Source organism: Micavibrio aeruginosavorus ARL-13 (assembly GCF_000226315.1).
Taxonomy (GTDB): Bacteria; Pseudomonadota; Alphaproteobacteria; order Micavibrionales; family Micavibrionaceae; genus Micavibrio; species Micavibrio aeruginosavorus_B.
In genome coordinates this window covers 948,873-964,959 of sequence record NC_016026.1, presented here as the reverse complement: position 1 = coordinate 964,959, position 16,087 = coordinate 948,873, and the positions used below count along the sequence as shown (strand labels likewise).

Annotated in this window: 10 protein-coding genes; 1 reads left to right on the top strand and 9 read right to left on the bottom strand. The window is 55.5% G+C overall.

Going from position 1 to position 16,087, the window contains the following annotated elements; all coding sequences use genetic code 11:
- The 5 genes from MICA_RS04520 to MICA_RS04500 form a co-directional block, all read right to left on the bottom strand.
- A complete protein-coding gene (locus tag MICA_RS04520; RefSeq protein ID WP_014102519.1) occupies positions 1-3,585 on the bottom strand; it encodes an AsmA family protein in 3,585 nt (1,194 codons plus the stop codon).
- 121 nt (positions 3,586-3,706) lie between these two features.
- A complete protein-coding gene (locus MICA_RS04515; protein WP_014102518.1) occupies positions 3,707-4,249 on the bottom strand; it encodes a Crp/Fnr family transcriptional regulator in 543 nt (180 codons plus the stop codon).
- A 23-nt stretch (positions 4,250-4,272) separates the two neighbouring features.
- Positions 4,273-4,998, bottom strand: a complete 726-nt coding sequence (phbB, locus tag MICA_RS04510; protein ID WP_014102517.1) for an acetoacetyl-CoA reductase — start codon at positions 4,996-4,998, stop codon at positions 4,273-4,275.
- Positions 4,999-5,013: 15 nt separating this feature from the next.
- On the bottom strand, positions 5,014-6,225 hold the full coding sequence (locus MICA_RS04505; protein WP_014102516.1) for an acetyl-CoA C-acetyltransferase: 1,212 nt from the start codon (positions 6,223-6,225) through the stop codon (positions 5,014-5,016).
- 109 nt (positions 6,226-6,334) lie between these two features.
- Positions 6,335-7,480 carry an alpha/beta fold hydrolase gene (locus MICA_RS04500; protein ID WP_236619967.1) on the bottom strand — a complete coding sequence of 382 codons (1,146 nt, stop codon included), beginning with the start codon at positions 7,478-7,480 and terminating at the stop codon, positions 6,335-6,337.
- 114 nt (positions 7,481-7,594) lie between these two features.
- Between MICA_RS04500 and phaR the strand changes: the two genes are divergently transcribed.
- Complete coding sequence (phaR, locus tag MICA_RS04495; protein WP_014102514.1) at positions 7,595-8,149, top strand: polyhydroxyalkanoate synthesis repressor PhaR; 555 nt, start codon at positions 7,595-7,597, stop codon at positions 8,147-8,149.
- A 54-nt stretch (positions 8,150-8,203) separates the two neighbouring features.
- On the opposite strand, the gene MICA_RS04490 is transcribed toward phaR, so the two are convergent.
- The 4 genes from MICA_RS04490 to prfB all read right to left on the bottom strand — a co-directional run bounded on the left by MICA_RS04490 (position 8,204) and on the right by prfB (position 16,050).
- On the bottom strand, positions 8,204-10,009 hold the full coding sequence (locus MICA_RS04490) for a GGDEF and EAL domain-containing protein (RefSeq protein ID WP_014102513.1): 1,806 nt from the start codon (positions 10,007-10,009) through the stop codon (positions 8,204-8,206).
- 252 nt (positions 10,010-10,261) lie between these two features.
- Positions 10,262-13,438 carry a coiled-coil domain-containing protein gene (locus MICA_RS04485; protein ID WP_236619966.1) on the bottom strand — a complete coding sequence of 1,059 codons (3,177 nt, stop codon included), beginning with the start codon at positions 13,436-13,438 and terminating at the stop codon, positions 10,262-10,264.
- Positions 13,439-13,571: 133 nt separating this feature from the next.
- On the bottom strand, positions 13,572-14,906 hold the full coding sequence (locus MICA_RS04480; protein ID WP_014102511.1) for a toxin co-regulated pilus biosynthesis Q family protein: 1,335 nt from the start codon (positions 14,904-14,906) through the stop codon (positions 13,572-13,574).
- Positions 14,907-14,924: 18 nt separating this feature from the next.
- A protein-coding gene (gene prfB, locus MICA_RS04475; RefSeq protein ID WP_187287644.1) for a peptide chain release factor 2 occupies positions 14,925-16,050 on the bottom strand; the annotation gives its coding sequence in 2 pieces (ribosomal slippage) (positions 14,925-15,983 and positions 15,985-16,050; 1,125 coding nt in all).
- Positions 16,051-16,087 lie beyond the last annotated feature (37 nt).

Here is a 16,087-nt window from a genome sequence, read left to right as displayed (position 1 = left end):
TTAACGCCCTCCCAGCACACCACCCAGAACACCACGGATCAATTCTTCTTCCGGGGTCATTGCGGGTTTCTGTTCCTGCTGCACAGGTTGCGGCTCGGTTGCGGGTTGCGTCGTCGCAGATTCTGTTTCACCCGCAGACGGAGCCACTTCCGGTTCGGCCACCGGGGCCGGTTGTTGTGTTGGTGCCGTCGCCTTCGGTGCCGAACCACCCAGCAATCCGCCAATCACACCACTCAACGCATCATCGCCACCCAATTTATCGCCCAATTTTTCACCCAGCTCTTTCTGGAGTTTCTGGTTGATGCGGGCACCGACATAGGATTCCAGCGCACTGTTGGCGAAAGTGTTGCCCGGTTTATCCAACGGACCTTGGAAACGCACCGGCAAATTCGGGGCATCTTCCGGTTCGGTCAGATCGATCGTGCTGGTCATATCAATCGTCCACAGCGGCAGGTTCACCTGCCCCTTGTTGGTGATCGTTGCCGCCGGACCCTTCATCACAAAGTTATCGTAACGCACGATCCCTTCGGCAATAGTGAACGGGCCATCAATCGTATCGAACGATGTCTGCCCCCCTTTCAACGCACCACCGACAAGACCGGAAATATTGTCGAACACTTTCGTGGTCGATACCAGCGAGCGGGACAAAGCCGCCAGATCGAACCCTTCGATCACGACATTTTCACCACTTAACTTACCCTGCCCGTTGAGGTCAGAGATCAGCGCCGCAGGCGACAGGCCAGAGGCCTTCACCGCCATGTTCAACGACGCTTTCCCCTTGGCCTTGATCGGCTTGGACCCGCTGAAACCGCTGGCCAGTTGTTCCAACGCGACATTGGAGAAGTCAGCCTTCACATCCATCGCAATCGGTTGACGTTCCTGTGCCGAGGATTTCACCGTACCGGACAGCGCCATCGTACCACCCTGAACACCCGCATTCATTTTCGCGATATTCAGTGTGCCATCTTTCAACGTCACGCCCAGATCGGCATTGTCCAGAACCCAGTTGCCATAGGTGATGGTTTTTGCGGTCACGGCTAGGTCCATATTATAGGCCTGCATCCATGCCGTATTGATGGCATTGCGGGACCAGCGCAGGTCGCCGGATTTCGATGCACCACCACCAGCGGATTTGGAGCCGCTGGAGGCCGGGTCCTTGCCCACCAATTGGTCCAGCGGCACGGTGCCGGCCTGAATTTTACCTGTAATGCTCGGCTTCGCCGCTTTCATATCGGCGCGCACGTCACCCGCCAGAGCCATAGACCCCAGATTGATTTTAATGCCCGTCACATCATAGGCCCCATCGGCCAGATTGACGTTGGCGTAGGCATCCAGCTCTTTCTTGATCCCCACCCCAGCCCGATAGGTTGGGGAGAAGCGTTGAATCAGCTTTTCAAAATTCGGATGCATGACACGGGCGGCAATTTTATCGACATCCGGTTTGGTCAATGCATTAACCACGTTACCGGAGGCCTGTAATTCACCATCCATCGCCTTGGCATTGGCCGTAAAGTTCAGGCTTTCTGGTTTTTCACCGGCCAGCGCCACGCTCAAATCCAGCGGGCCAAAGTTTTTCGGCAGCTTGTCGGTTTTGACACCGAAGGATTTCAGCATGGCTTCGGTATCGCTGGTCTTACCACCCAGAACGATATCCAACCCGGTGAGGTTTTTCAGGTCACGCACCGTGCCCTTCATGCTCATCGCGTTGCCATCGCTGTCTTCCAGGGCGGCGGATTTAACATCCAGCGCATTATCCTTCAGCGCACCATTCACACGAATGGCGTTATATGTCACGCCACGCATGGTGACGTTATCCAGCACGGCATCAACGCTCAGATCCACCGGCAGGTTTAACTTCGCCACCGTTTCACGGATCACCGTTTCCATCGGTTTGGCGGCACCCGTGGCCGGGGCCGGAGCAACGGCGTTATTTTCCGCCTTTACATCGCGGGCGATGAAATTATCGATATTGATGCCAGACCCACGCAATGTGATTGCGGCATCATCCTTGCCTGATTTATCCAACGCGTAAGAACCCGCGACATCAACCTTGGTTTTGCCTAAATCCAGGGAACCGCTGTTCACTTCAGCTTTGGTCGGCGTCACCGTTCCTTTTGCGGTCACGGCCATGCTGTCTTTCAGCAGCGTACCCATGGATTTGATGGTCGCATCCGGCACAAACGCCGACAAAATGGTCACAGGTTTTTGCGCCGTCGCCGACGTTTCAAAATTCAATGTCGGATTGGAATAGACAACACCGCCATTTTTCGCCGCCGTCGATGACGCGTAGGCCAGCGTTGCAGATGATTTCAGTGAACCACCACCGGGCATTTCACCTGATTGTTCAACCAAGCGAATTTGGCCAGCCTTTTTCTCAACCACGAATTTGACGTTGTTGAACGTCGCACCCTTCGCCGAAAGGCTCGAGAGCGTGGCATCAATCCGCGCATCAATCGCCATCGGCATGGCCAGCGTGTCAGGAATAAAAGGTTTCTTGGTCGCCGCATCGCCCTTCGCCGCCGATTTCGTTCCCGAACCACCAGCGGATTTCATGAAGGGGTCCAAATTGACCGGCGTATCGCTGGCCAAAACAACCTGCACATCCATCGGCGCATTGTTCTTGCCGCCAAGATTGGCCACAGCGATGGAACCACTGGCCTTGATATCACCAAAGGCAAAGGTTGCCGTTTTCATGTCGGCCTTATCCGCCGAAGCGGTCAGCATACCGCGAACATTCACGGCCTTGGCCAAAACCGGATTTGGTTTACCGGTAAAGCTTGCGATCATGGCGGAGAGGTCCGGCGTTTCCACGCTGGTTTCACCCTGCACTTCCGGGGCACCACCAAGGGCGACAACACCGCTGAAATTCACTTTGCTTTTTGATGCAGGCAACCCAACTGTTGTTTGCAGGGCCAGCGTGTTAGCCCCCTTTTCCATCCGTCCGGTTTGGGCATCAATTTCGATGGTTTGTTTGTTCCAATCGAAATCGCCCTTGACCTCGAACGGGCCAGACAGGCTGTCGGCCTTAATCACCGCATCAATGCCGTCCAGCTTCGTTTCCTTGGCTGTACGGCGATCGGCATAAATAAATGTGCCTTTTTCAATTTTCAAATTATCGAGTGTAACGGCTTGCTCTTTGCCTGCATCGGCGGATTGGTCCGCGCCCGAATCATCCTTTTTCCCGGCGGAGAGTTTTTCGGTCATCCATGTCTGCGTCCCATCCTTCGCCACTTCCAGACGGATAACGGGTTCAACCAGATTGACGGTATTCACTTCCACGCGCTTGGACAGAAGCGGCAGCAATGCCACGCTGACTTCGGCTTGTTTCAGGGTCAGAAGCTCCACCGCGTCACGACCCGCTGTGGCCGGAACGGATACGCCCAAATTTTCAATGACCAGATGCGGGAACGGCAGAACGGCCAGATCCAGCTTGCCACCAAACGTGACTTCATATCCCGTTGCGTCTTCGACTTTGGATTGAATCAGGGGTTTATATTTTTCCCAATCAACAAAACTGGGCGCAATAACAGCGCCCCCCAACAAAACGACAACAATGCCACCAGCAACAAGACCGATTTTTTTCACGTCAACTTCTCCGGTATTTTATGTATTTTTAAGGCGGTTGGTGCTTCCCTACTCTTAAGAATGGGATGCAAAGGTGGCAAGTTCAAGGCATCGCCCATAAACCCCGCATAAAACCACCATTTTAATCGTCGGAATATTTTTCCTGGAACGATTGTACGGCAGCCAGAAATTGATTCAGTTTCGGCTGCACAGCGTTTTGAAAGCTTTGCTGCTGCACGCGCGGCAGGGTCACCATGATGGTTTCATAAATATTCTGGACCGTTTCCACCAGAATTTTAATATCGCCATGACGGTTGATCAGCGCGCTGTTCGTTTGAATAATCCGCTTCATCAACATCGGCACAATGGCCCGCACGGTCGGATCGCTTTTGCGCAGTTTGTCATCCAAAGTCTGGCGTGTGATGACAACCAGAACAGAATCCTCAATCGCCTGCACCGTTGCGCTGCGTTTTTCATCGAAGACCAGCGCCATCTCTCCAAAAATCTGGCCCGGGCCCAATTTGGCCAGCTCGACATCCTTGTCATCATGCTGGACATAGACGCGCACCTTACCCGACTGCACAAGGAACGCGCAGTTGCCGCTGTCCCCTTCGCGGATAATGAACGATCCCTTTGGGACCGCGCGGCGTTCCAGCACCTGATTTTCGGGATTGATGATAGCCATACGCTTAATAATCCTTTGCCCGATTAGGACATGTATTGACCGCCATTGGCGGCAATGGTGGCACCGTTGATGAACCCGGCGAAATCCGATGCCAGATAGGCCACCAGCCCCGCAATTTCATCACACCGGCCCATACGCCCGGCAGGAATTTGCCGAACGATGGAGTCCAGCACGTCCTGACGCATGGATGCGGTCATATCGGTTTCGATGTACCCCGGCGCGATGGCATTAACAGTAATGCCCTTCGCCGCGTTTTCAAGCGCCAGCGCCTTGGTAAACCCAATCATTCCGGCCTTGGCGGCGGAATAGTTGGTTTGACCGAACTGGCCCTTCTGTCCATTGATCGAGCTGATATTCACGATACGGCCAAACCCACGGTCGCGCATACCCGGGACAATCGCGCGGCATGTGTTGAACAGCGATGTCATGTTGGTGTTGACCACTTCATGCCATTGCTGGGCCGTCATTTTGTGCAAAACAGCGTCGCGCGTGATCCCCGCATTGTTGACCAGAACGGCCACTGGACCCAGATCAGCCTCCACCGCCGCACAGGCTGCGGCACAGGCGTCGTAATCCGTCACGTCAACCTTGTAGGCTTTTAAGCCCAGTTCGGTTTCACACTGCTTCGCGGCTTCTTCGTTACCGTGATAGAACGCGGCAACCTTGTACCCGGCCTTGACCAACGCTTCGGAAATCGAACGTCCGATCCCGCGTGTACCGCCTGTAACAATCGCTACTTTATTCGTCATTGTTCACAAAATCCCTTAAGCAACTTTTTTCAGATTTTCGGAGGCATCGCGCTCAACGCACATGGCAATCCCCATGCCGCCGCCGATGCACAATGTCACCAGACCGCGTTTCACATCACGGCGCGCCATTTCATGCAGCAGCGTGACCAGAACGCGTGTGCCCGATGCACCAATCGGGTGACCGATGGCAATGGCCCCACCATTCACGTTGACCTTCGCCGGGTCCAACGCCAGATCCTTCAACACGCACAGAGATTGTGCGGCGAAAGCTTCGTTCGCTTCGACCAGATCCAGGTCGGATACGGACCAGCCCGCTTTTTCCAACGCCTTGCGCGATGCCGGGATCGGACCGGAGCCCATCACCGCCGGATCAACACCCGCCGTGGCCCAGGACCGAATGGTCGCATAAACCGGAAGGCCACGCTTCTTCGCTTCGCTGGCGCGCATCAGAACAACGGCGGCGGCACCATCATTGATGCCGGATGCGCTGGCCGCCGTCACGGTGCCGTCCGGTTTGAAGGCCGGGCGCAAGCCCGCCAGAGATTCAACCGTCACGCCTGCGCGCGGGAATTCGTCTTTATCAATGATCACTTCATCCTTCTTCACCTTGATTTTCACCGGGGTGATTTCGGCGGTGAATTTACCGGCCTTTTGCGCGGCTTCGGTTTTTTGCTGGGATGCAGCGGCAAAATTATCCTGATCCGCACGTGTAATTTGCCATTTCTCGGCAATGTTTTCGGCGGTCATGCCCATGTGGTAGCCGTTGAATGCGTCCCACAGGCCATCGACGATCATCGTGTCAACCATCGTGGCGTTGCCCATCTTCGTACCGTTGCGCATGTGCATAGCGTGCGGGGACAGGCTCATATTCTCTTGCCCGCCTGCAACGATGACGGTTGCATCACCATTCAGAATGGATTGCATGCCAAGCGCCACAGTGCGCAGGCCAGACCCACACACCTGGTTCACGGTCAGTGCGGTTTTGTCATGCGGGATACCCGCAGCCATTGCAGCCTGACGTGCCGGGTTTTGTCCGGCGGCGGCGGTGAGAACCTGCCCCATAATCACTTCGTCAATATCGGCACCGCCGACTTTGGCTTCATCCATAACCGCGCGGATTGCCACCGCGCCCAGATCATGCGCGGGCAACGTGCTGAGGCCACCATTGAAATTACCAATGGGTGTGCGTTTGGCGGCGACGATAACGATGGGATCATTCGTGGTCATGGGTTACTCCCCTTGCAGACATGCAAAAACCGGGTTCATTTGAAAGATGCCCGTCATTATTGCGTTTAACCGGGAATATGCAAGGGTATGGGCCGATTTTATGTGGGCTTTACCCGGTTTTCAGCCAAGCCGCCAGCGGTGCCCAGACAGTTTCCATAGCATTTCGTCCAGCCATCAGGCTGATATGCCCGCAATCCGGGCGCAGAATGGCCGCGTCCGGGTGGTCTTTGCATAACGAAAGCGCCGATTCCGGTGGCACCAGCAAATCGCGCATGGCGGCCACCACCATCATCTTTGATGCATCCAGATGATCCAGCCCGACCGTGCGGTCCCCCACCCGCCACGATCCATTGACCGGGCGGTTGTGGCCGTACCAATCCATGATGCACACACGCGCCACGCCGGATGGTAAATCATGCCCGCCATTCAACCAATCTTCCACCGCAATGAACATTTGTTCCTGTGGTGTGTCCGCGGCCATTTCCAAAAACGATGCGAATTTTGTCAGTGCCTGTTGCGGGTTGACGGCGGCGAACACTTTCTGCACCCAATCCATGGGCAGAGTTGGCCCGGATTCGATCATCTGCAACGCGCTGGCCGCGCCCGCGACCACTTGTGCCGCCATGCGCGGATTGCCCGCATGAAAATCCCATGGGGCCGATAGAAACGCCATTTTATTGAACTTATCCGGGTATAACGCCGCCGCAATCGCCAGCAAGGTGCCGCCCATGCAATATCCGATTGCGTGCGGCGCGTGACCATATGTATCGTGCAGGAAATTCACCGCACCCATCACACGGTCATCAATCACACCATCCATCGTGTGAAGCGCGGGGTCATCCACCATCCGCCCCCAATCGAGCAGATAGACATCAAACCCCTGCGCCACCATCCAGCGGGTGAAGGAGCGGTCGGGAAGAATGTCGAGAATTTCCGATCCATTGATCATCGATGGAATGATCAGAAGCGGTTGCGGGTTCGGTATTGAAGATGGATAAAACAGCAGCCGCACCGTGCCCGCCTGCCACCGCGATTCGACGTTGGGCAATGGGCGGCGATAGCCATGATCTTGATATTTCCGTATTCCGGACAGCATGGACGCCATCGCCTTCCCATGTTTTTGCCGCGCCGCATCATCCGCATCCGGCCCCAACATCAGCGCCGCCGCGCCCAGATAAATACTGAGCGCCGCCGGACGGCGTTCAAAACCGTCCGGTGAATTTTGCTGCATTGCATTCATGGGTGTCGTTACCATTGGGGCAAAAAGCTTTTCGGGCTATGAATTTTGTGCATAATAGCAATCAGTTTTCCGGGGTCATAACCATAATTTCCTTATGGCATGACCAAACAGGAGAGGATGGTAAACACTATGGCGACCAAGACCCGTTCCGACAAGCCCACTGTGATCAAGAAATACGCAAACCGTCGTTTGTACGACACGGGGCGCAGTTCATACGTCACGCTGGACGACCTTTGCACAATGGTAAAGGAAGAGCGCGATTTCGTAGTTTATGACGCGAAAACCGGCGAAGACCTGACCCGTTCCGTATTGACCCAGATCATCGTTGATCAAGAAGGCAAAGGCGGCCAGAATTTGTTGCCGATTTCCTTCCTGCGACAATTGATTGGTTATTACGGCGACAGCATCCAGTCCATCGTGCCGAACTATCTGGAGCACGCGCTGGACAGCTTCTCCAAAAACCAGGAAAAGTTCCGCGAGATGTTCTCCGTCTCCGCGTTCGAAGAACTGAGCCGCCAGAATATGTCGGTATTTGAAAACGCGATGAAGATGAACCCGTGGGCATCCGCATTTCCAAACCCGTTGACGGGCGGCAAGTCCACCGGCAGCGATGCCGACAAGGTGCAGGACCTGAAAGAAACGATTGCGGAATTGCAAAAAGAAATTGATCGCCTGTCCAAATAAGGACATCTGCTTGATTTAAAACCCGGCCAATGGCCGGGTTTTTTATTAGATTGTTCAGGGCTGGTTTTTCATCAATTCCATGATCTGCTCCGCCGTCATGTCATTATTCGGGCGGGGTTCGTCATGGTGTTGCAAAATTTTGCGTAAATTATGTTCGCGCGGCAGCCAGACACGTTCCACTGACGGGAAACCGAAGACGTAGCCCTGAATATGATCGACACCGTCCCCGGCCAGCATTTTGGCCTCGGACATCGTCTCCGCGCCCTCCCCCACGGTTTGTACATTCACGCCCTGCGCCAGCGTGTTCAGGGTTTTGACGAACAGGCGGTTTTCGCTTTCATCAATTTTGCGGATAAAGGATTTGTCGATTTTCACCATATCGACATCCAGCCGTTTCAATTGCGCAAACGCGGTATAACCCGCACCAAAATCATCCAGCGCCACGCGGCATCCCATATCGCGCAAGGTGCGAACGATACGCATGGTTTTTTCAATATCGTACATGGCCACGGATTCCGTGATTTCGACGATCAAGCGCCCTGCCACATCTGGCCGTTCGCGCAAGGCCGACACCAGGCCACGCAGCCAATCCGGATCGGTCAGCGTCAGGTTTGAAACATTGACCGACAACGCCAAATCCGAAAATGCGGCCAGTTCCTGAATGGCCAGATGCATGGCATAACGATCCACCAGGCGGCTTAAGCCCAGGCGTTCAATCGCAGGCATGAAGTTTCCAGCAGAATGAAGCTTGCCACCCTCATCCACAAAACGGATCAGGCATTCGTGGAACGACACGCTGCTGGACCGGCTGTTGACCACAGGCTGGAAGGCCAATTTCACACGGTTGTCTTTTAACGCGCGCAAAAACGCATCGCCGGATGAAAGCAACATGCGCGTGTTCTGCGCCTCGGTTGCGGCTTCGCCATAGGACACAAAGCGACCGCGGCCACGTTCCTTGGCCGTTTGCATCGCCATTTCCGCCCGTGTCAGCATATCAGCCGGATCTTTACACTGGCGATTGATATGCACCCCACCGATGGAAATGCTGATCCCCACGGGGCCACGTTGTGTTTGGATTGGAATTTCGTAGAAATTATGCAGCATATGGTGTGCCACGGCCGCCATTTCCGCATGCGGTGCATGGGCAAAAAACACGCCAAAAACATCACCATCAATCCGCGCTACCGTTGCCGAACCACCGACCAGATCGCGCAGGCGTTTGCCGACACGGTCAATGACCTCATCCGTATATTGCGCGCCAAAGGCTTCGTTCAGCATCGACAGACGGTCAATACCAATCACCAGTAAATAGCCAACGTTATTCAGGCGTGATGAATTCTGTGCCTCTGTCCACTCCACAATTTTCTGACAGATCAGCAAACGCCCGTAATGCGTCATGCTGGTATCATAAGACACCATGGAGAAGGAACTGCTAACCAGATTGGCCGTTGGTTTCACAGCATTCGAAAATTGCTTTTGATCGGCAATGCGCACCGTGCCGCACAACATACGATGCCCGGTGTCGGGGTCCAGCTGAACAGTGGCGTGTTCATGCACATCGACCTGTAACCCATTGCCACGGCGAATGCGGAAATTGGCCTTCATCGCCGGCGGTGTTGTCGGGTCGACCTGCAACGCCAGGGCATCATGGAAAGCCGCCAAACGGGCGGGAATGTCCTGAGGATTGATCACACGGGCGAAATCGGCGCTGGATACCGGTTGCGCCGGATCATCGAATCCCAACAGCGCATGAATATCGCCCTGCCATTCAATATGGTCAGTGTCGATATCCCAGACATAGGCCGCCAGGCCCTGATCCGCTAAAGTCTTCTGGAGATGAATGCGCCAGAAATCCGCCAAGATGTTACGCCCCGCTCCCTGCGGTCCCCTGATGGAGGACAAGATAACCCATGCCGTACAAACCCAGTACGCCCCATAATTTAAGCTTAGGCGTCAAATGGTTACCAAGAGCTTTAGAATTTTAATAAAATTTGAAATAAATTTTCGCAAAAATTGAAGGAAACCGCCCTTTTTTCACACCCAAAACACAGCAGGGCGGCCCGCTTACGGGGACGCCCTGCTCGATCAATACTTTGTTTTATAAAGAAAACCCTATTTCAAGGATTGGGTTTTCAGGCCGCTGACCAGACGGTCCCGCACATCCATGGCCATATCCATCGATTCCGGTGCGGCTTCGTGGGCGATAGCGGTGAACATGCTGTCCTGAATAGCGAAGAGCAAGGATGCCGAAGCCCCCGCCCCGCTGTCATCCACACAGGCAATTTCATAGGTGGATACGCTGCCGCCCTGAACGGTGCCTTCCGCCGCCGGAACTGCGGCAAACTGCCCTTTGCAGCGGCTTTCGGTACGTTTCAAATATTCCTGAACGTTCGTGTCAAAATCGGCTGGCGAACGCAGGATTTTCTGCTCCGCCGAGCCAAACACCCCCGCGCCCGCTTCCCAGCGATAAGCCACCTGCCCCGCATTCGTAGCGGCGGCGATCGGCTGCACATTCTGGCTCAACGTAATGCCGGACCCGCGCAAGACCTGTTCCAACCGATTGCCGGACACCAATCCACCCTGCACCACGGCCAGAGCCGGGGCGATTTCGGATTTTTGTACGGGGGCCGGGGCTTGGTACGCCACGGGCTGGGTACGCGGTTTATCTTCAATCGCAGCGAAGCGATCATAGGAAACCTGTACCGCTGGCTTGCTGACCGTTTCCGCCGTGCGGTTGTTTAATGTCGAATTGGCCTGTGCCAACTGGCTGGCCATGCTCGACTTTTCACTGTGCAAATTCGACAGTTGCGTGTTCAGGCTCGCCACCTCAGCCTTCAGCGCATCAATCAGGCCACGATCATCACCGTCTGCGGCCTGGATCGATCCACGTTGGGCATAGGAACGTTCCAGATCAGCAACGCGTCTTTGCACTTCCTGATCAACACGGGCGCGTTCCGTCGCCAGCTGTTGCTCCAGCTGGGCGATACGCTGGTCTTTGCCATCATCTCCGCCACCGGCCAGCTTTTGCTTGGTCAGGGCAAGCTCTTCTTCCAGGCGAACCAGACGGGCTGTTTGTTCTTTCTCGGCAATTTTCGGATCAAAGAGCATATATTCCAGCTCTTTCTTCTCACGCCCGCACTTCGCGCGCTCTTCGTCCAGCAAGGCCCCCAAGCGACGCGTTTCGCGTTCGGCTTCATTGAAACGGGTTGTCGCCTGTTCCAGATCCCAGTTCGCGGATGCGATCACAGTTTCCTTGCCACCTGCGCTCTTGGCCACGCGCAATTGCTCGGACAGGCGGTCACGTTCCGCGCGAATAACCGCCAATTCGGCCTCGGCCGCGCGCAGTTGCGTCACGGTCGCCATGTTTGTTTTCAACTCTTCGCTGGGCGCAGTTGATTTTGCCTCCAGTGCAGCGACCTGCTGACGCAAGGTCATGTTTTCATCCGTTGCTTTTTTCAGCAACTCCTTCACCTGCACCAATTCGGTCTGTGCCGGCACGGTGGATTCGTCCATCTGCGTCTTCGCGGTTTTTACTGTTTGCAGTTCCGCCGTCAGACGATCACGCTCTGCGGTCATGTCCTTCAAACGGGTTTCCAGTGCTTGCAACTGGCTGGTATTTTCGGTTTTCGCAGCGGTCGCGGTTTCGGCCACTTTGGCCTCCAGCGCAACGACCTGTTGCTTCAGCGTATCACGCTCGGCCTCCACCGTTTTCAAACGTGTGGCCAGATCCCCGGCTTTGCTTTGGGCTTCGGCGACGGCGTTCCCGGTTTCAACTTTGGCATTTTGCAGGGACGCCAGTTCAGCCTTCATCTGCGTATTCTCGGTACGCAGACGAGTCAGTTCGGCATTCGCCGCCTCGCCCGCCGTTTTCGCCTGCGACAATGTCGCCATTTCAGCTTTGATCTGTGCATTCTCAGCTTTCAAGCGGGTGAGCTCCGCATTGGCGGCCTCACCCGCTGTTTTGGCTTGCGCCAACGTGGCCATCTCAGCCTTGATCTGGGTATTTTCTGTACGCAGCTTTGCCAATTCCGCGCTGGCCGTATCGGCGGTGGTTTTCACCTGTGCCAACGTGGCCATCTCCGCCTTGATCTGGTTGTTTTCGGTACGCAGTTTTTCCAGCTCGGCACTGGCGATGTCGCCCGCCGTCTTGGCCTGGCTTAAAGCCGTCATGTCAGATTTAATTTTTGCGTTTTCGGCACGCAGATTTTCAACTTCGACGCTCAGCGCACTCAAAGCCGCGGCATCATCCTTGGATGTTTCGCACACAGCCGGAGCAGCCTTGGCCTGTTGCCCCAACTGGGACATACGGGATTTCAGATCACTATTTTCCATTTCCAGCAGGCGCAGCTTCTCGCTCATCTCTGACACTGTCGCGCTGCTCGACGATTGTTGCTGGAAGCGGTTTTCGAATTCACGGCGTTCCCGTTCCAGCGCATTCCGCAGGCGGGTGTTTTCCTCGCGCAGATTATCCAGATCGGTATTGACGGACGATGACGCCATTAACGCAGGGGCCGGTGCAGGTGCAGGCGCGGGTTTCGGCGTTGCGGCCTTCGCGGTTTCTTTCACCTTTTCAACCGCTTTGGCCGGTGCTTCGCGCACGGCTTCATCCACCTGCATTTTGCGCAACAGGGAATCACCGCTGGATGGTTTTACGGGCACTTCGGTCAGATCGCGCATCACCGGTTTTTCAGGGGCAGACAGAATGTCCGCCGCATCGGCTTCGACCTGAACCGCAGTTACGGCCATTTTGGGCATGGCCGGAACATCATCCAGCGATCCGCTGTCATTCCCGCCCGATGCCGGTTCAACGCCGCCGCCAACACAGGCATACAGGTCCGCGATACCAGATTTCATGCTGGATTCGGCAAAGACCAATTTTTTATCCGCAAAGGCGATGGCCATTTGGCCGCTGGCTTCCAACGCGTTCATAAACGCATCATCACGGCCCATATTCACGGTGATGCCGCGGCCTGATGTCGGAACAATTTCAAATTTGCGATCCTGATCCAATGCGGTTTTCATGCGCACATCAACGGCGATCCCCTTCACCACGGCATCGTCCTTGCCAAAGTCCAGAGCCACGGTTGTTTCATCCGCCGCATTGCGCGCGATGGTCAGTTTTACACCGCTGTCAAAATTGCGAACCAGCGCGCAATGGGCATCCGCCCCCGCCGCACTGTTGGACGCCACGCGGGTCACAGTCCATTCCCGGTCGCCAGCAAAAGCCGCCGCACCAAAGGCCATGTGGCCGATCAAAACTGTTGAAAGCAAAAGAGAGCGAGAGCGCATGGTTTTCCCCGAAAACGTCGCAGAAATAAAGGTTTTGCAAGCATACAGGCAGGATTCGCATGTGAAAAGGGCTTTCGGGCCAGAATATGCGACTATCCCCGGAACGAAAGCCCTTTAAATTCAATCGATTAGATTATTGCCCTCTCCAGGCCCGGTCGGATTCGACCACCAGAACCTGACCGTTCAGAGTCGGATCGTTATAAATCCGCCCAACAGGACGCTCAGTCTCGTCGTTAAACTGCTCCAACAAACGCGACAGCGCCCCCGTCAACGGGCCTTGGAAACTGACCGAACGCTGTACGGTATAGGGCGAATCCGCCATCCAGATCACTTGCAAGCCTTGCTGTGCGCCCCAGGATTCGATGGTGGACCGCAAATCCTGTCCCTTCACCGCGGCCCAGCGTTGGCCCGGCTGGGCATTCGCCGCCGATCCACTGGCCGTGCGTGCGGCCACATCGCCGCGGACGATATCGGACGGATTGGCACGCTTGACTGTTGGATCGGCCCAGCTTCCAGCCAGCGCGTGGCCGCTGGATACTTCCTTCACCTTTTCCTCGACCACAGGAGCCGCCGGAGGTGGCTCGATCCCCTTCGCGGCCAGAGCACGTCCCGTATTTTCACCTTGCTTGGCTTTGGCCAGAATGCCTGCCGCCTCGGCATAGGCACGGGCATTATCATCCGCCGCACGATCCAGCAATTTTTCAATCGAAACAACATCGCCGGATACACCGCCACCTTGCTCACCAGGCATGGGCGTCAGCGCGCCCATATCACCCATCGGTGCCACTGGCGGCACGACAGCCCCCGCCGTAACCGGCGGCAAAGCCGGTGCCGGAGCATCCACCGCTGGAACCGGTGCATCCGGCATCACGATTTTATCACCGCTGGTGCTTTTGATTTCAAATACGCCAGCCGGCAGAGGCGCTTTGGTATCCCGTTGCGCAGGGGCCGACGGTGCGGCATCGCCACCACCGCTATAGCAAGATTCCATGCGCTTAAAGCCCTCGGACAACCCCACCAAAATAAATTCGGCGGATGGGCCATCCTGCACACGAATGGCAACGTTGCGCGCTTTTTTCAACGCATCGTAAACATCGGGCATGTTTTTCAGGCTGAGCAGCAACGTGCGGTCATCGTGCGCGGACGCCGATACAAGTTGGAAAAACTCACCCGGGACATCAAGTTCAACGTCGTAATCTTGCCCCTTGGTCAGCGTCGGTTGGCCAATATCAATCGCCACGGCCAGCAAACGATTACCGCCGCCGGAAAAGCGGAAGCTGTAGCCGTTATTGAATTGATTGGTGACGATACAGGGAATGCCCGCAACACCGCCCGCACCCGCCGCCGACATGGATGCCGGACCAACCAGCCATGCACTGCTGGGCACAGCGCCGGTTTCGGCATGCGCGGCCCCCATACCCAATGAAAAACACACACTGCTCATCAGGAAAATTTTGCGGATCATCATGCCCTCGCCACCCGTTTATTATGCGGTTTGTTTGTTACCGGATTTATCTTCCAACCCGTGCGCCAGCGACGCTTCCAGGAAGCGATCAAGATCGCCATCCAGAACGCCGAACGCATCGGTGTTTTCCACTTCGGTACGCAGATCTTTGACCATTTGATAGGGCTGCAGAACGTAGGAGCGGATCTGGTGCCCCCAGCCGATTTCCGTCTTTTCGCCATAAGATGCCTGTGATGCATCTTCGCGTTTTTTCAATTCCATTTCATACAAACGCGCACGCAACATGCTCATCGCCGTTTCGCGGTTTTTGTGCTGGGACCGTTCGGCCTGGCACGCCACGATAATACCGGATGGAATGTGCGTGATACGAATGGCGGAGTCGGTCGTGTTCACGTGCTGCCCACCCGCACCGCTGGAACGGTAGGTATCGACCTTCAAATCCTTATCCAGCACTTCAATTTCGATGGTATCGTCAATCACTGGCGATACAGCAACGGATGAAAAGCTGGTGTGGCGGCGCGCGTTGGAATCGTACGGCGAAATCCGCACCAAGCGATGCACGCCCGTTTCAGCTTTCAGCCAGCCATAGGCGTTTTCGCCTTCAATTTTGATTGTAGCGGCCTTAATCCCCGCCTCTTCGCCATCACTGCGTTGAAGCAAGGTGACGCGATAACCATGCTGTTCCGCCCACCGCGTATACATGCGCAGAAGGATCTCACCCCAATCCTGCGCCTCGGTGCCACCGGATCCGGCGTGTACTTCCAAAAACGCATCATTGGCGTCGGCTTCGCCGGACAACAGGCTGGTGATCTGCATGCGCTGCGCATCATCGCGCAGTTTTTTCAAAGCCGCTTCGGCTTCGTCCACGATGGATTGATCACCCTCTTCCTCGCCCATTTCAATCAGGCCAAGGCAATCATTCATGCTGTTTTCAACAGCGCGCACGGACTGAACCTTTTGATCCAGACGGTTGCGTTCTTTCATGATGGTTTGGGCTTTGTCCGCGTTGGACCAAAGATCCGGATCTTCGCTCAGGGATGTCAGTTCGGCCAGACGGTCGATTGCTGTATCCCAGTCAAAGATGCCTCCTCAGCAAGGTCAGCGACTCATTGATGTCGTTGACCAGCGCTTGAATATCTGCACGCATGGCGATGATCCTTATATTCTTTTACAAACACCAACGC